At 44.9% G+C, this 17,342-nt stretch carries 10 protein-coding genes; 1 reads left to right on the forward strand and 9 read right to left on the reverse strand.

Annotated features, from left to right (window positions below; all coding sequences use genetic code 11):
• Nucleotides 1-32 precede the first annotated feature (32 nt).
• The 5 genes from ACXAFI_RS14855 to ACXAFI_RS14875 form a co-directional block, all read right to left on the reverse strand.
• Nucleotides 33-1,763: an SLC13 family permease gene (locus tag ACXAFI_RS14855; protein WP_475109433.1), complete on the reverse strand. Its 1,731-nt coding sequence runs from the start codon at nt 1,761-1,763 to the stop codon at nt 33-35.
• A gap of 592 nt (nt 1,764-2,355) precedes the next feature.
• On the reverse strand, nt 2,356-4,560 hold the full coding sequence (locus tag ACXAFI_RS14860) for a glycosyltransferase family 2 protein (protein ID WP_475109434.1): 2,205 nt from the start codon (nt 4,558-4,560) through the stop codon (nt 2,356-2,358).
• 114 nt (nt 4,561-4,674) lie between these two features.
• On the reverse strand, nt 4,675-5,616 hold the full coding sequence (locus tag ACXAFI_RS14865; protein WP_475109435.1) for a sulfotransferase domain-containing protein: 942 nt from the start codon (nt 5,614-5,616) through the stop codon (nt 4,675-4,677).
• Between the two features lie 117 nt (nt 5,617-5,733).
• A complete protein-coding gene (locus ACXAFI_RS14870; protein WP_475109436.1) occupies nt 5,734-8,622 on the reverse strand; it encodes a glycosyltransferase in 2,889 nt (962 codons plus the stop codon).
• 92 nt (nt 8,623-8,714) lie between these two features.
• Entirely contained in the window at nt 8,715-11,735 is a 3,021-nt protein-coding gene (locus tag ACXAFI_RS14875) for a coiled-coil domain-containing protein (RefSeq protein ID WP_475109437.1), read from the reverse strand.
• Between ACXAFI_RS14875 and ACXAFI_RS14880 the strand changes: the two genes are divergently transcribed.
• Complete coding sequence (locus ACXAFI_RS14880; protein WP_475109438.1) at nt 11,736-12,071, forward strand: hypothetical protein; 336 nt, start codon at nt 11,736-11,738, stop codon at nt 12,069-12,071.
• A 931-nt stretch (nt 12,072-13,002) separates the two neighbouring features.
• Here ACXAFI_RS14880 and ACXAFI_RS14885 read toward each other — a convergent pair.
• The 4 genes from ACXAFI_RS14885 to ACXAFI_RS14900 form a co-directional block, all read right to left on the reverse strand.
• Nucleotides 13,003-13,842 carry a class I SAM-dependent methyltransferase gene (locus tag ACXAFI_RS14885; RefSeq protein ID WP_475109439.1) on the reverse strand — a complete coding sequence of 280 codons (840 nt, stop codon included), beginning with the start codon at nt 13,840-13,842 and terminating at the stop codon, nt 13,003-13,005.
• Nucleotides 13,843-14,146: 304 nt separating this feature from the next.
• Nucleotides 14,147-15,580, reverse strand: coding sequence for a mannose-1-phosphate guanylyltransferase/mannose-6-phosphate isomerase (locus tag ACXAFI_RS14890; RefSeq protein ID WP_475109440.1), 1,434 nt, complete (start codon nt 15,578-15,580; stop codon nt 14,147-14,149).
• Between the two features lie 53 nt (nt 15,581-15,633).
• Nucleotides 15,634-16,320 carry a hypothetical protein gene (locus tag ACXAFI_RS14895; protein ID WP_475109441.1) on the reverse strand — a complete coding sequence of 229 codons (687 nt, stop codon included), beginning with the start codon at nt 16,318-16,320 and terminating at the stop codon, nt 15,634-15,636.
• Nucleotides 16,321-16,340: 20 nt separating this feature from the next.
• On the reverse strand, nt 16,341-17,339 hold the full coding sequence (locus tag ACXAFI_RS14900; RefSeq protein ID WP_475109442.1) for a polysaccharide pyruvyl transferase family protein: 999 nt from the start codon (nt 17,337-17,339) through the stop codon (nt 16,341-16,343).
• Between the last annotated feature and the right edge of the window lie 3 nt (nt 17,340-17,342).

A 17,342-nucleotide genomic window follows, 5' to 3' on the forward strand; every position in this document is an offset into this window, starting at 1 on the left:
ATACTCCAACAAGTCAGAAAAATTTACAGTCATCACTCAAAAGGAAATACGACTGGTAATAATATTAGGACCGTTAATGAGTAGGCAATTGTCAAGGGTAAACCTGCACGTAGGAAATCGCGCAAATGATAACCACCTAGGTTTTGAACGATTAAATTGGTCTGATAACCAAAGGGGGTCAAAAAGCTTGCACTAGCTCCATAAGCTACAGCCATCACAAACGGCATCCAGCTAACACCAAAACTATCTGCCAGGCTCCAGGCTAATGGGAATGTGAGTGCCGCTGCGGCGTTATTGGTCATCAATTCTGTCAGCAATAGCGTCAATAAAAAAATACCAATTACTCCAGCCAATGGCCCAGCGCCCTGGAGGGAATCTCGCATTGAACATGCCAGGCTATCAGCGAGTCCACTGCCAGAAAAAGCTTCGGCTAAAACTAATGCACTGGCAATAATGATCCAAATTTGGAAAGGAAAGCGCCGCTGAAGTTCAGAAGTGGTGACGATATTCAGTATCACCATGAAGCCTAGTAATACCACCAATCCCTTTAAAAGGGAGAAGAGCCCCAGAGCCGAACCCGTCACCACACTGGCAAAACCCAGCCCTAGCAGCCAGCTGTTCCTGCTGGATAGTTGGCGCTGTACATCAGTTCCGCTAATCACGTAGAAGTTCTTATCGATATTACGATGGTGCTTAAAGTCCTGGCCAACTGCTAAGAGGAGGGCATCACCTGGTTGAAGCTGTATCTCCCCCAGCTTGCCGGACAGGCGCTCCCCGCCCCGACGCATTGCTACCACCGCTGCATCGAACCGAGTCCGAAACTGGCAGCTTTTCAGTGTCTCACCTGCGATACTAGAGTTCGGGGTTAGTACGACCTCTGTGAGATCCATATGTAGGGCATCATCATCCAATGCGAACAAATGCAACCCCTCAATAGACTGGAGCCTTTGCAGATCACGCACATCCCCACTGAAAATGAGCTTATCGCCGCTGCGAATTAATTCTGTGGGAGCAACAGGACTGATACTCTGCCCTCCTCGAACAATCTCTATCAGGTAGAGTGTTTCGAGCTGACGTAAGTTATTTTGCTCAACGCTGCGGCCATCCAAGGGCGAGTCTTCAATAACTTCGGCTTCCAGCAAATACTGTGCCGCTTCCTCCTCAACAGCGCCCCCCTCGGGAAGCAGGCGATTACACAATAGTAATACCACCAGCCCAACCAGGACTGCAGCACTGCCAATAGGAAGAAAAGCAAAAAAATCTAAGGATGCCACACCCCTATCCAACACAAAGCTATTCACAATCAGATTTGTGGAAGTTCCAATCAAGGTTAGGGTTCCACCAAGAATGGCCGCATAGGACAGCGGTAATAGCAGCTTACCTGAAGGGTGCCGCCGCTGGGCCTTAACGCTAGATGCCAGGGCCGCAACAATAGCCGTGTTATTTAAAAAAGCCGAACTTAAGGCAGTTGCACTTGTAAGCCTGAGCAGGCTGGTTTTCAAACTCCCTCCAATCAATCCATCGGATATCGCCCTAAGCCAGCGAGCCTTCTCCAACCCAATTGAGATCAGTAGTAGAACAACCAAAGTAACCAGCCCAGGATTGACGGCTTTTTGCAATACCGACTCAACTGGGACCAAACCGGTCAAAAAACAAACAGATGCAGCCGAGGCAAAGACCAAAGAGGGACGTACACGAGTAAAAATCAGGGTGAAGATAACCAGAACAAAAGTGCCAGCAACAAAGATTTGAGAAAAAGTCATAAAGTTCGGGGGGCCGCTTTGGTTACCGTGGTAGGTGCCACACCTAAAATATCTCTCTAAAGAAGGCAAACTATACTAAATCTGATGCCCATACCCCAAGCTATCAGCAAGAGTAAATAAAGGAAGGCTTACTTCATGCTCATGAGTGTTTTGAAAAGGGGCTTGGCACCGAGATAAAGGGGCTGAGCCCAAAAAATAAAGAATCAACGTCTTAATGTAGGAAAATAAGGAGCGAGGACCGGCTAATCAGTTAAGAGTGAACTGGCTATATTTTGAGCACCTCCTATTCCAACATAGAAGCAAACAGATCGTACGGGCCAGGTATATCAAAGGCTTATCTGCCAGTTAGATAACCATAGGTAAATACAGAGCCTGAAAGGCTGGCGCTAAGATTAAGTCCAAGCTGTTCCCTTAAAATGCCCATAGCTCGACTACTCAATATGATATATAGGAAATAGTAGAACCCAATACTAATAAAGCCGGTGACCAGGGTAAGTGGGCTCATGGGTGTAGTATTCGTCAAATATAGAAGCGTGCTATAGCGACTAGCCTTAAATCAAGCAGCCAAGCCATAGGATGATTGATCAAACAGTCAGCGCCATAGAGGAGCTTTTATTCTCTCATTTAACCCCAACGAAAAGTCCTCCCTGGTATGAGTCAAAAATGGACTGTAGTAAGGATCCATTCCCTTATGAGTTGACCACCGGGCCTTTAAGTTCAGTGCCTCCCTGTCAAACCTGGCCCGCTTTTCCGGCGTATTATCAATACCACGACTAATGGATTCATGGTGGTACATTTCTGCCCAAGGCGTCCACAAATTTCGATATCCAGCTTCCTTCACCTTCAGGCAAAAATCAACATCATTAAAAGCCACTTCAAAATTCTTTTCATCTAATCCTCCAACTTTTTCATATATGGTCTTGCGTACTAGCAAGCAGGCGGCTGTGACAGCTGAAAAATTCTGTGTGCACATCAGGCGATTCATGTAACCTTCTTCATGGCGATGGTAGAATTTATGGGCATGCCCCGCTAATCTACCCAGGCCAACTACAACACCAGCATGCTGGATACGACCATCAGCATAATACAGCTTGGCCCCCACACAACCGATATCTGGCCTTATTGCATGTGCGACCATCTCCATAAGCCAGTTGGGTGAGATCACTTCAATATCATTATTAATTAGACCAATAATGTCTCCACGAGTATGCTGAACACCAAAATTATTAATCGCCGAGTAATTGAAAGGAGCATCATATTTAATCACTCTTACATTGGGTAGCTTCTTCAGATTAGATAAATATTTAATTGTTTCAGGCTTAACACTCTGATTATCTAGTACCAGAATCTCATAATTTTTATAGGTAGTCTTCTCAAGAATGCTATCAACACATTGTCGAAGTATGGGCAACATATCCCGCGTAGGAATCAAAAGAGAAACCAGAGGTTCTTCTTTCTTTAAAGGCCAGCATACTTGTAATACCTTATAATTATTTTCAATATTTACTGAGATACCCGCACGGCCCGTTTCAATAAAATACTTTTGCAACATACGTTGACTACTTTTAACATAAGCAGCGGGATCTTGGACGCTCTGCCTATGAAAAAGAATTCTTGGTATATGAATGATTTCTCGCGAAGGATTCTTTAGCTTACGTAATACTTGAAGGAATATCGAGTAGTCCCAAGCCTGCTCGAAAGTGAAACCAACGAAGTCGGACCGGTCTAACAACCCCGGAGCAAAAAGGACAAACTCACCGATATAATTCTCAGAAAAGAGAAGATCTGGATTCCAAGCTGGTTTGAAAATGGGCAAGCATCGCCTTCCAGATTCGTTAAGTACATCCTCATCTGCATAGATCACTTTCGCCTGAGGCTTTCCCTGTAAAACTTTCTGAAAACAGTGTAAAGCCCTGGAAGAAAGCACAGCTCGTGGTGGACACAGCAAAAGATAAGAATCAATATCTATTAATTTTTTATACTCGGTGAAAAATATGAAGCTATTAATCAATGTTATTCTGTCATCTGCATTGACGAGCTCCTTAAGCCAAGTAAGAGTTGCCTTATTAGGCATTTCAGGTAGAAGAATATAGAGTTTCCACCTTTCACAAACCTGAGAAAGTATAGAATCGACTGTATTTTTAATGATCACCAACGCATCTGAATTTACAATTGGCATTATGATTGAAAAATTCGTAGTATCGGAAATTTTATCTGACTCAGGCCAAAAGGTTGGCTCAATTTTTCTAACCCAATCTCTATAGGAGACTCGAGCTCCAGCTGGTCGAAAAGTCGAATCATAACAAGCCCAGCGACTTGTTATTCTAAATGGCACACTCAATTCACGGCATTTTAGTCGCGAGCGCATTCTATCACGAGCAAAAAGTAAAGAGACTCGGACCAGGGTTAGATGGCGAATAGTAAACTCACATGCAGATTTTGAGGGAGAAAACTGTAGCTCCTCTCCTCCTCTGGCAAACCAAAGCAAACGCTTAGCCATACGTCCATTTCGAATTGGCAAACGAAGCTTCTGGGATTTTCTTCTACCTTTATGCTGAAGGATAAAAGCAGCATCTAAGTAACTTTGATCAGAATCAAGCAATACTTCCACCATATACCAGCCCCGCGAAAAAACTTTATTTAGTATGGAAAATTTTGGTTGGCTGGTAGTCGAATTCCATATAATATAGCCATCAGTGTCAGCCTTAGCAGCCACTCCTTGAAGTGGCCGCAGCAGAGGCCGCAAATCATACCTAGTTAAATGAGGAATAGTGATATCTGAGCTCTTATCCCTCATATACAACTCCACAAGTCCTCATTATTTTTATTTTGGCTATCAATGCATTGTTGTCCAGGAATTACAATTTAAAAGTAAAAAATAGACTTATTAAGTATGCAGAAGTCAATAAGTTTATTTAAGCTTAACCACCCTTAATATTTTTGAAAACCGGTCTCGTAATCCTGCGCTAATGATGCGATTCTCGGCGTTAACGTCTAATATCTCGGACTCAGATTTAAGCTCCGGATTTCCATCTGAAAAAATTCTTAACATGTACTCAGATCCATGTGCTCTCGGTAGAGATTTAGGATATTCAAGCTTCCAGTCAGAGACATCATATTTCAAGTATTTTAAGTACTTCTTGAAAATTGGCCCGAAAAAAACTACATCTTCCTCGGAATACCATTTCCTCCAGTCCCCGTGTGTCTTGCTTCTAATCACCCCTTCATAGTTTTTATCAACAGATACATGCTTTCTAATAGGGAAAGAAAGATACTCTTCCAATTTCTTGGTATTTCCATCAATTAGATCCTCATATTTCAAAATCAGCCAGTCTTTATTGGCTCTTCTTAGAAAGTTAACAACCATTTCGTACGTATCCGATAGTTTTCTGGAAAAAACTGGATAGAAATTCGGGTTCTGGTTGAATAAAAATATTAAAGGAATATCTCTTGGGTTGAGCTCTTTGTATCTGACCAACCTCAATGTACGTCCAAATTTCTCTTTGTCAGGCTTGTGCGCCCAATGCCACCGATAAAAAATCTGGCTAACAAATCGGTCACGAGGATCTCTAACAATAAAAATTTTCTTGTCGAAATGATTTTGATAATCTAATACCTTATCAGATGAAATTCCGGAATCAAATAAAGTCTTAACAACCTCATTTTTATTGGACTTCGTGGTGGAACTTATGCCTTCTTTAGCATATTTCACCCCGTCGACCTCCTCCAAAATCTCAAATGGCTCAAAGACTTCTTGAATTTCCTCCCCCAGGTGATTCTCCAAAGAAGCTTTCACCATGGTATGCAATATAGTGGTTCCCGATTTACTCAAACCATAAATTAAAATTCGCATACACCCAGTTCGCCATTTTTACACTAGAATAGAACAAAAGTTGCCATAAACCCTTCTGACTTCCTTAAAAAGCTATTTTTTAGCATAGCTGTAGTTTTTCTTCGCATTAATAAGTCTTCAACAGATGTGATGAAATCGTTCAACCCTCTGTAAAACTATTCTAAATCGCGCGATCATCTCTTCGAGGTTATAGTTTACTTCTGCACTTCGTCGACCAGCCAGTCCCATTTGCACCCGTAGTTTTGCATCTTGAACCAGCAACATCACCCGATCCACGATGGCTTCTATTTCACCGAATGGGACAAGATATCCGGTCTCACCATCAACAATAAGCTCCGAAAGAGCCCCCCAGTCATAGGCAACGACCGGGCGAGCTGCTGCCATGGCTTCCAAAATCGTACGCCCGAATGACTCTTTAAAGTGTGACAGGTTCACAACTATATCAGCTTGAGCTAGGGCTTCCTGTGAGCTAGCGATATAACCGGTAAACTGTAAACAGTGCGCAACTTCACCACGGTGCTGTCGAGCCCGATAATTCCTTATATATTCATTCTCTGGTCCAATCAATTTGCAAACTACAGGAACAGATTTCTGCTCTAACATTTCAGCTAGTCTAATAAAATCTTCCAATCCCTTTTTTGGCAAGTTACTGCTGATTAATGCAATACGTACCAGACTTTCTTTAGTCCTAGTCGTCTCTGTGAGCGGATCATATAGAGCAATGTCGACTATATTTGGTATTACTATAGCCCCCTTTATAGACAGCTCCCGCTCCACGGTCTTAGAATTTACTAGTGCAATATCTGCCAACTTCCTAACGCGGCCAGCAATAAATTTAGCGTCGACACCTAGTGTCTTACACAAAGCTTCATCATAAAAAGGTAGTTCACGTACATGAATGATAGTAGGTACCTCTAAAGCTCGAGCGGCAAGCAAAGGCTCATCAAGAACTAGCGTATTGGCATATACTGCCTGGATATCAAACCTATCAATCAATTGCTTAAAATTAGCCAGAGTTTGAGGGCAGCTTCTTCGTCCAGCCCCCCACCAACCATAGGGTAAAACTATAACTACCCTTACCATAGCTTTTATGGTCTCAACATAAGCAGCATTTATAGCACTTGGTAATGCTACGACCAGGTTTACCTTCAATTTATTCAAAGCAGCCAATACATCGAGCAAGCTGCGTTCTGCACCATATATATTTTTTCCAGCCTGGTGTGCACAGACCAATAGATTTAATCCGCCCGGCCAGTGAGGCTGTATTCCAGGTATTTCCGGCAGAGATTTTACCCCTTGATTTAGTCCCGCCGTTAAATAATGATAGAGTGTAGGCAGTTTATCTACTCTGGCCTCTGGAAAACGATATCCGTAACCGGAAGTACTGAACTCTGGCCCCGGGTCCCTCCCCTCAAAAGATCCGACAAACCAGTAGTGCTCAAACAAATCCACGGGCGTTTCATGCAAGTCTGAATTCTGCTCTAAATACCAAGCTGCATCGAAATACCCCGACTGCTGAACAATGTCCATAGGATTAAGATTCTGCACAAGCTTTTCATCCAGGCATATTGCCGCGGGTGCCTGGAAATAGCGAAACTTTGGGTTTGCCGGTAAATAAAGATCATTTATCGATTTAGCTCCTGTATGCCAGCGATTAGCTGCATCTTCATAATCTTTGCGGGTACCGTAAAATCGTGTAAAGAGATTTGTTTCACTGCATCTGCTCAGTGAGTCTTTATTAATACGACCAAAACTGAGTGGCACACCAGGCAAGACTTCAGTTAACGCATCCTCACCAAAAGCATAGAGAATGCGGTAGTAATATTCAGTATCCCCATTGACCGTAACCCTATCCCAATAACCTAGCAACTCAAATACAGAGCGACGAAACATCAATGAAGAGACATTACGACACACCCAGCTACCCTCTGGCCGCCAGTGTGAAAAATGAAGCTCATTGGTAGTACGTACCCAATGAGAGGTACAACCCACTCTAGATGGCGCCGACAATAAAGCTTTAACTTGATATTCGATCTTTTGTGGATGAGACCAATCATCAGCATCATGTGTAGTAATTAGATCACCGCTAGCTACCTTCAGGGCAGTATTACGAGCTGCATAAGCACCTTGGTTTTTTTCATGACGCAAGATCCGAATTTCCAGGCCAGGCCGTAAGTGGATATTTCGCACGAAGTTCTTTAGCAACCGCCAAGTAGCGTCTTTGCTAGCATCATCGACCACCAAAATTTCCAGATCCCTCCAAGACTGCCAGCACAAAGAGTAAAGAGCCGTTTTCAGAGTTCTCTCGGCGTTATAAGCCGGAATGATTACTGAAACCCTAAGTGCACCCTCCCCGCCCACAATAGGTAACTGTTCTATAGGATAGAGAGAATCCAAATTGAGAGTTTCATCATCCCCCCCAGCTAAATTACATAATCCATTCTGCGTAAAGATTCGATTAATTGTTTTTAAGATCAAACGGTTCAGCTGCCTATCAGAATTATTATTCTCTTTCCTCTGAACAAGTAGATTGACCTCAGCTAATACCACATCCGCCTGCCCAGCAAACCGTTGAGCTAATACTAATAGTACTTCTTGGGCGGTGCTCCACTGCTTACAGTGTAGGGCAGCTTCCAATATCAGTAGAAAGGGACCAGCATGCGGGGGATCAGGGTGTTCAGCACATCGAAACGACGATAGGGAAGTCAATACTTTTGGCCAATCTTCATTCGCTGCATACCAACGCGCAATAGCCCAAGCCGCATAATATCTTTCTTGTTCTACTACGTCCGGTATTGCTGAGAGCTTCTCCAGCCGGGGCAAAAGTAACTGGTTTCCTCCTCGCCACAGATGGTACTCCCAGGCAAGTGCACGATTATGGTGCGGCCTTCTGCCCTCAAAACGCCCATGATTGATATAGTGCCCTAACGGATCAACCCCAGCTGCTGCAACATCTGGATAGGTTTGCAGATACCATTGGGAGTCGAAACTATCAAGGTCAAACAAGTCGCTGCCGCCCCCCTGACCAAGAGCTTTAGAGCATTTCCCACTAAGTCTGCGCCATATGCGCTTTATATTCAGCACGGTGTTTAGTTAGTTCAGCATGGGAGTGGTTGGCGACCCTCCTCCTTACCCATAGAGATATAGTGCACCAATGGATTAAAACCACTATCTTTTACATCCGGGTTACTATCCAGATACCACTGACTATCAAACTCAGGACTTGGATTACGCCCCTCATAGGCGCCCTGCTGCAAATAATGCAAAGCGGGATTACTTGCTAAAATTTTGTCATTTGCCACGTCGGGATAGGAGTGTAGATACCATTCGGCATTAAATAAGCCTGACTGGCTGATTTGGTCCAGCTCCTTTTTTTGCTTGCGTATTTTTTTGGCGTGCTTGCCGAAGGGTATGTTGATTTGAAAACCATAATTTTTAGATGGTAAACCCGTATCCGTTGTCGCTTCTTCCATATCGCCCCCCACTTCCATACGCAGGGCGGCCATTTCCTCCTCTTTTTCTTCTAGTAAACGAGTTAACATAGTCAACTCTTTAAAGCGTTCATCAACTGAATCTTTTGCACCTGAGAGCTCAGACTTTAGCGATTGCACTCTGAGCTGCAATTGCTGCTTTGTCTGTAAAAGGGTATCCCGCTCCATTTCGACTGACTTTAGCCCCTTCTCCAAGTGCTTACAACGGGAGTCAAGGTCTTTCCGGACTTTTTCTAAATCCTGTTTTGTCTGCAGGGCTTGCTGTAACTGCTTCTCGGCTGACTTGAGAGATTGCTCAAGCTGCTGGGTACGCTTCTGTGCTTTTTGCTCTTCTGTATTTTTCTTCGTAAGGTTTATCTGCAATTGGTCAACAATTACCGCTTGTCCCTCCTGAACTTTCTTTAATTCCTTAAGTTCAGCGCTTCGCTCCTGCAACTGAAGCTCCATAGTGCTTAGAGCACTCTGCAGTTGTTTAATGTTTTCTGCCGATTTACGCTCATTTTCTTCGTGTAACACTTCCAATTCAAGCTTCTGCTGCTTTACATCGTCGAACAATTCAGTAAGTGTTGACAGTTCATGGCAGCGCTTTTCTAGAGATGCACTTTTTGCTGCAAGCGCCTCCTCCAAAACATTAACTCGCTCTTCAAGCAGGCTCTTATTTGCCATAACATCATCCGAATTACACTTGAGTTCCGCAAGCTCTCCCTCCAGCTGTTCAGTACGATGTTGCGCCTGTTGCCACTCCTCATGCAGAGCCTGAGATCGTTTTTCCAGATCATACTTTTCTGTAGCAGCACGCTCAGACAAACTTTGGAAATCCGCAAGTTCTCGTTCCAACTGACTAGTACGAGCTTGATTCTGCTGCCACTGCTGCTGCTCTTTCTCTAGAGCAAACACTCGCTTAACCAGCTTATTTTTTTCCGCAGCAGTGCTCTGAAATTTATGCTCAAGTTCTTCAAGATTCTGCTTCAACTGCTCCACTAAACTTTGTGCCAGCTTCCGCTGTTCCTCTTCCTCTTCGAGTGCTTGTATCCACTCATCAAGCTCACTCTCTTCTGCCAAGGATCTCTCCAACTGATATTCAAGTTTAGCGAGATCCTCCTCCAGCTGCTCGGCACGATCTTGTGTCAGTTTCCAATGCGCCTTCTCTTTTTCTAAGTTCTGCACTCGCTCTTCGAGCTCACTTTTTTCCATAAAAAGGCTCTCGGATTTTCCCTGAAGTTCAGCGAGATCCCTCTCCATTTGTTTCGCATCACTCTGTGCCTGCAGCCACAGTTTCCGCTCCGCCTGCAACACTTTTAACTGTCTCTCGAGATCATTTTTCTTTGAAACAGTGCTTTCGAACTCTTGCTTAAGTTCCACAAGATTATTTTCCAGTAGTTCTACACGGTCTTGTGCCTGTTGCAACAGCTGATATTGCCTTTGTAATTTTTGTACCTGCTCCTCTAACTTCTTTTTTTCAAAAAGATTGTTTTCAAAATCGCGCTCTAGTATGGAGATATTTTTTTTAAGCTGCTCCGCACGATCTTGTTCTTGCCTCCAATGCACCTGCTCTTTTTCTAGTACCTTTACTCTTTCCTCAAGCTCATTTTTTTCCTCAACAAGGCTATCAGATTTTTTCTTGAGGTCAGCGAGCTCCCTCTCCACCTCTTTCGCATCATTTTGTGCCTGTTGCCACTGACTCCGCTCCCTCTGTAGTACTATCAACTGCTCTTCAAGATCATTTTTCTTTGAAACGGTACTCTCGCACTCTCGCTTAAGTTCCGTAAGATTCTTTTCCAGCAGTTCTACACGGCCTTGTGACTGCTGTAACAGCTGATATTGCCCCTGTAATTTCTGCACCTGCTCTTCTAGCTTATTTTTTTCTAAAGCACTGCTCTTAAACTCATATTCTAGTTTCGAGAGATCCTTCTTCAGCTGTTCCTCACGCTCTTGCGCTTGTTGGCGTAGCTGTTGTTCGCCTTGAAGTGTCTGCACTTGCTCTTTGAGCTCACACTTCTCTAAAGCAACATTCTCAGACTCATTCTCTAGTTTCTCGAGTTTCTTTTTAAGTTGATCTCCACAATCTTGTGCCTGCTGTCGCTGTTGCTCAGTCTCAATTAACTCCGATTTCAAAACATCGTTAATACTTCGTTGGGTATCCAGTGCCTCCTCTTGTCTTTTAAGAATAGTCTCCAGCTCCAACCGTTTCTGTTCACTTTCTTCCAGCCTTCCCGTTAACGCAGTAAGCTCTTGGCTCTTCTGCCCGCGAGACTCCCGCTCCTTAGAGAGTTCGGATTCCAGCAACCGTAACTGCTCTCCAAGCAAGCTAACTTCCTTCGCCTGTGACTGCCTCTCCGCTGTATCTCGAGCAATATCGCTCCGCAATTGCTCCAGTGCCTTGTTTCTTTCAGCCAGCTGTTTTTTTAGATCTTCCAATCGAGCAGAAAGCACAACCTCTTCTGTCTGTCGCTGCTCATTTAGCTCTTTCAAACGTTTCTGCTCAGACTGTGCCTTACTCAGTTCCTCAGCACTATACTCCGAGCGGATCTGATATTTCGCCAGTTCTTGCCGCTGTTCGGCACTGGCAGCCTGTAACTGTAAAAGCTGCTGGTTGCGTTCATTCACCTGCCGGTACTGATCATCCAAATGCTGACGCAGCTGCGCGACCTCGGATTTCAAGCCATCGCGCAACTCTTGCAGCATGCTGACCCGCTCAGCCAACTGACCGCGCTCTTGGGCATGCCGCTCCACGGCCTGCTCCATACGCAGACTGAAACCCGCCAACTCACGTCGTTTGGATTCCAGTTGGGTACAAGTATTTTCATAGTCTGCGCTCAATTGCTCCAGCTTACCTTCATGTTCTGTCAAGCTCGCTTCCAGTGCTTCTGTCTTCTGCTGGTATTCTCCGGCTTGCAGGGCATCTTTACAGGTCCGCCCCAAACGGGCAAAAACATCCCGTACCACTTGGCGGGCCGAGTTTGATTCGTTCCGCTCAAACAGCTTGGCAAGCAATGGACCCAACTTGCCCCCCACAGAGATAGCCCCCAACCCTTCACCGTGATGGAAGGTAAATGTGGAGTGCTCTTGTGCCAGCACTTCAAAAGTCCGGAAAGTCTCCGACCCCGGGCCCCGCTTCGAAATACTGGGCACCAGCAAAAGGCCGCAAGTGGACATTTTTGGCTTCCAGCGGGCCAACAGACCTTCCAGATCCTCTTCGACCGAGGAGTTCAGCAAAAGTAGGTCGACACTGCCGTCTTGAAACTGGCTCGCGGCCCTCATAGAGGAGTTATCAAGTAGAAAAGAAAAACTGTCAAAATGCTGAGCGTGATAAGCTCGTATCTCTGCCTGTAACGGAGAGACGCTCTCCCCATGTTCCTGGTAAGTTACATAACAGCTGGTATCTAACCGCAATCGATGTGCCGCTTGGCAGAGTGCGAAATGAGCTACGCCGGTTTCCATCCCCAGAGTCATCGCTATCCGGGGTTGGTGTGCCTCTATCAACCAGAACAAAAAGGGTACATGTTCTAACCATGGGGAAGGACGAAGATAATCCGGTCTCCAGAACATGGAACTCTGGGCCAGGGAATTGATTGCCGGTTTAATCGCCAGATCGGATTGCATTTTCGTCAGTTCCTTTGTCGAAATATATTTCTATTCAAAACCAATCAAGGTTAAAGGCCAGTCTTCTCTAGGGGGCTGTCACTTATAGAGCTTGCGAGACAATCGGCCCAAGTACTTCTCATAACTCAGATGCTCAAGTTCGATATCATGCTGCTCGGCCCCAGGGACACTGATAACTCGTCTGACTTAGCGAATAGATTCCACCATTGACGCATGTGCAGTTCTGCTTAAAAGATCACTAATAGCTAGTCAACAATTTAGCCCTGGTTACGATACTCCTACATCGAAAAACTTAACCCCAGGATCTCTGGAATACATTATCGTGAAATGTTAACTCAGCAGTTGATAACCAAGACGTGGATGAAATTTTGTCATTCAATCGAGTCAGACGCCCTAAGCCTTTTTCTAACGGATGGTATTCCAGCTCAAATTCATGGTCTTTCGCCCAGCGTTCACAAATATCCTTCTCCTCTTGCCGAATGGTATCGTCCATCCAAACTTCAGCCTTTGGGGAAAGCCGGTTCAACAACACTGGTAGTGCTGGGTAGCGACTGTACAAACAGGTAGCCCCTGGAGGGCCATCCACCCAAAGCAGGTCCACACTTTCGATTCCTTCAAGCAACGACTGCGGATACCAATGTGAAGGCTTCTCGGCTTCCTTGGAATTTAGGTGCTCACCCTCCCAGGGTTCTAAATCTCCAATGCGCAGATCTACCCACGACTGCAAATACTCAGCTTCCAGCGTCGCCAATGTCTGCGCACCATAATGATCACTATGCTCTATAGAGATTAATTTCCCCATACCGTTTTGACGTAGCGCATCGGCGATCACCAACGTGGAAGCTCCGCTACCAAACTCCACTATTACTTTAGGTCGGGAGGCCATGATATGTGTATGCAGACACAGTAGAATATCAGGAGAAGCCGCCCAGCCACGTAGTGGAGGTAGCTGCCCCTTGATGGCCAAGCGACGCTGCAGCCAGTTCAGACTTTCCAACTGCTTGTAAAGCCGATTCTGAACAGTAATCAAGTCACGAGTGAGCTTTTTAGCGTTTTCTTTACCGGCCTGGAGGAGTTTGCTTTCAAGACTCCCCAGTGCTCTAGCAAGGTCTTCCAATTTTTTTTCAGGCATAACAAGCGACAACTCCATAGAATATTTAATGTCCAGATACATAGGGCCAATTTGGTCTGGTATTCAATACCATTCTTATAAGAACAAGGGGCCCAATTTTAAGCACTGCTTGATAGTAGCCTGTTTGTTCTACTACTTGATCACTTGCCCCAGGCTACACTCCACTTGAAATACTGCTAGTCGATTAGTAGCAGCAAAAATATCCGGCAATTAAATTATCAGAACAAAAATAGCCTTCTATGAAGCCACTCATTTGAAGCAATGCTAACAACAGCAGATCACGAATTCAGTCACCTAGCCATAATCAGCAACGACCATAGCTATCTTCAAAACGAACAATGTCATCTTCACCCAGATATTCACCACTCTGGACCTCAATTATAACCAGCAGGATGGTACCCGGGTTCTCCAATCGGTGTTTATGACCAGCGGGAATGTAGGTCGACTCATTAGTTCGCAGCAGAGTATCTTCCTCACCGTTGACCACTTTGGCCGTGCCGCGAACCACTATCCAATGCTCACTCCGGTGGTAATGCATCTGCAAGGACAGTGAAGCTCCGGGCTTGACTTCGATACGCTTCATCTTGAAACCCTCGCCCTCTTCGAGCACGGTATAGGTGCCCCACGGGCGATGAACCGTGAGATGATGCTGATGTAATTCCCCCCCGCTTGCCTTGAGACGTTGCACTACATTCTTCACATCTTGACTTCTGTCCTTGTGGGCCACCAATAGAGCATCTGGGGTATCGACAATCACCAAATCCTCAACCCCTACAGCAGCCGTCAGGCGATCAGGGCTATGAATATAGGTATTACGGGCGCCCTCAAGCTCCGCATTCCCCGTCACGCGATTGAGGTCAGCGTCCGGTTCCACTAACTCCGCCATGGCCTGCCAAGAGCCGATATCACTCCAGCCCAGGTCACATGGCACCACCGCTACCCGTGAAGACTTCTCCATCAGCGCATAGTCAATGGAATCGTCCTTCACCATGCCAAAGGTTTCAGGCGTGAGCCGCGCCACCGTATGCCCCTCACCTTCACTGCGGCTAGAGGCCTCCAGGGCAACAGCCACACTGTGAACTAGATCTGGCGCATGTTGCTCCATTTCCTCAATCAGGCTACCAACGCGGAAGCAAAACATCCCTGAGTTCCACAGGTGGCGACCACCAGCCAGATACTCCTCTGCAAGTTCCCGGCTCGGCTTCTCTACAAAGCGTTCGACATTGAGAGCATTGCGGCCTGAAACGTCGCACCCCGCGGCCACCTCGATATAGCCAAAACCGACTTCGGCGTGAGTCGGCTGAATACCAAAGGTGACAAGGCGCCCTTCGGCAGCTACTTCGGAAGCTAACGCAACGGCCTTAGCGAAGGCGATCTCATCACGCACCAGGTGATCGGCAGGGAGTACAAGCATTAACGCTTCCTCTCCATAGTACTGCTGTAGCTCCAACGCAGCGGCACACACTGCTGGTGCTGTGTTGCGACCGAAGGGTTCGAGCAAGTAGTGAAGCGGCATTGAAGGTGAGAGTTCACGGTATTCATCCTCTATGCGAAAGAACAGCTCGCGATTAGTCACTGTCGTGACACTTCCTACTGAGCCAGTGGCTTTGCCGCGTAGATACGACTTCTGGAGCAGAGAAAGCCCATCCTCCATTTTAATGAATGGCTTGGGGTTGGCTTCTCGGGAAACAGGCCACAAGCGTGAGCCAGCTCCACCTGCAATAATTACGACATTCATTATTTATACGCCTAGTCACATTCTTTATTGGTAATCAATCCACGAAACAACTATTAGAGTAATAAGCCGTCAAAGCTATACTCTGGAAACTTCTCAAAAAATGGAAAATTCATTTTGTAAACCAACTCAATGTCATCTTTATCGTAGTAATCCTTGTATGTCTTATTTTTATCCATAGCACCCGTCACATTAACCCTTTCAATTTTCACAAATTCAGGGATTTCTAGCCTTCTCTTTAACTCCTGAAAATCTCTATCAACATTTTCTTGATGAATGTAAAAATCTATATCAACATGAAAATCTTTTTGAATCTCAAAGGGCTTACTCCCTAATTCTTGTACAAGATATTGCTTAAAGGTTTGCCTTGCACACCTCTTTATACTGTAAACATACTTCTTTCGATCTTCATCAGGGAGTTTATTTATCCAGGAATTTGGATCATCGACCTGACGCAATCTACTAGTTTTATTCCTTAAGTATTTTGCGACATGAAAACTAAAAGGATTTCTAACACCAACCACTTTATATAGCTGCCCCTTATTTTTTAGAAGACCCTGCTCTTCCATTTGAACAACCGTGGAATGTTTCGCCGGAACAACCCTCCTCCCACCCTTTATAATATTTGACTCCGGGTAAAACTTTCCTAACGAGTAATTCTGGAAAGCTTTGATAAATGCAGTTGACCCTGTTGCAGGCGCAGAAAAAAACAAAAGACCATATTCTTCAACCAAGAAAGCCATAAAATTAAACCCCGCCCAAGTCAATAAAAGCAATTTTTTATATTTGAACGAAGAGCTGTCATAGCAAGCTCCGCACGCTGCCTAAGTAATCTAACACTCGCCCAGGGGATAACAGGGACATATGGATGAACACGATCAGGAAGCGTAATATCACTCAAAGAAGAAAGAAGCTCCCTTCTTTCTATCACGCGCATTAAATTTCTGCTCTTGTCCGTTGCCGACAAAACAACACTAGGAATTCCATAATTAATCGCAACTACAGTACCGTGAAACTTCATGCTAGCCAGCATATCGCAAGAGGAGATTTCTTGGCATAACTCATCTAAGGACTCAGAGTAAACAAGCTCTTTTCCCTCAACATCTAAATCAACTGCACGAGATAAGTCTCTCTCTCCCACGTCGCCAGAGCCGAGAATTATATGCTTAACTTTAAAGCCTTCAGAAATCGCCTTATCAGCTAGCCGCTTTACTTGTGTCAAGTCATCGGGCGAACCCTTTCTATCACGAGTAACAATACCAAAGTACTTTTCACTTACTTTAACTTTTGTCGGCATAGACAAAGCAAATACGATATCTGCACTATGTTCAACCTTAAGACTGGGAGATATGTTATTCTTTATCCACGCTGCACTTTCCCTATCCCTAACGTTAATACTCATGACATTTTCATGGGAGAGAAAATTCTTATACCTTTCTAAAATATGAGCCTTACTTTCCCTCCATGTTGGAACACCTACACCGATAATAAACACCGGCTTGGTCAAATACTCGTCTCGCCAATATAAATCTGACATAGCCCATGGGATAATTAAGTCTCCACCACCAATTACGATTGCATCTACCTCATCAACAACCTCTTCAATTGCCTTAGAAAAGTAAGGTTTATAGGTAAAATCATTCATCACTTTCAAATCATATTTATCACCCAGCCACTGCTCGAAAACCTTTACAAAAAGCTCATCACCGAAGTTACCCCACCCAAAAAAACCAACTAAACCAATTTTTCTTCTTTCACTCATACA

The organism is Microbulbifer sp. ABH2_005, from assembly GCF_056160005.1.

Excerpts from the sequence above, each read along its gene's own strand:
- ACXAFI_RS14860 (WP_475109434.1), bottom strand. The coding sequence starts at position 4,560 with ATGAGGGATAAGAGCTCAGATATCACTATTCCTCATTTAACTAGGTAT.
- ACXAFI_RS14855 (WP_475109433.1), bottom strand. The coding sequence starts at position 1,763 with ATGACTTTTTCTCAAATCTTTGTTGCTGGCACTTTTGTTCTGGTTATC.
- ACXAFI_RS14880 (WP_475109438.1), top strand. The coding sequence starts at position 11,736 with ATGCTGACGCAGCTGCGCGACCTCGGATTTCAAGCCATCGCGCAACTC.
- ACXAFI_RS14900 (WP_475109442.1), bottom strand. The coding sequence starts at position 17,339 with ATGAGTGAAAGAAGAAAAATTGGTTTAGTTGGTTTTTTTGGGTGGGGT.
- ACXAFI_RS14890 (WP_475109440.1), bottom strand. The coding sequence starts at position 15,580 with ATGAATGTCGTAATTATTGCAGGTGGAGCTGGCTCACGCTTGTGGCCT.
- ACXAFI_RS14865 (WP_475109435.1), bottom strand. The coding sequence starts at position 5,616 with ATGCGAATTTTAATTTATGGTTTGAGTAAATCGGGAACCACTATATTG.
- ACXAFI_RS14885 (WP_475109439.1), bottom strand. The coding sequence starts at position 13,842 with ATGCCTGAAAAAAAATTGGAAGACCTTGCTAGAGCACTGGGGAGTCTT.
- ACXAFI_RS14895 (WP_475109441.1), bottom strand. The coding sequence starts at position 16,320 with ATGGCTTTCTTGGTTGAAGAATATGGTCTTTTGTTTTTTTCTGCGCCT.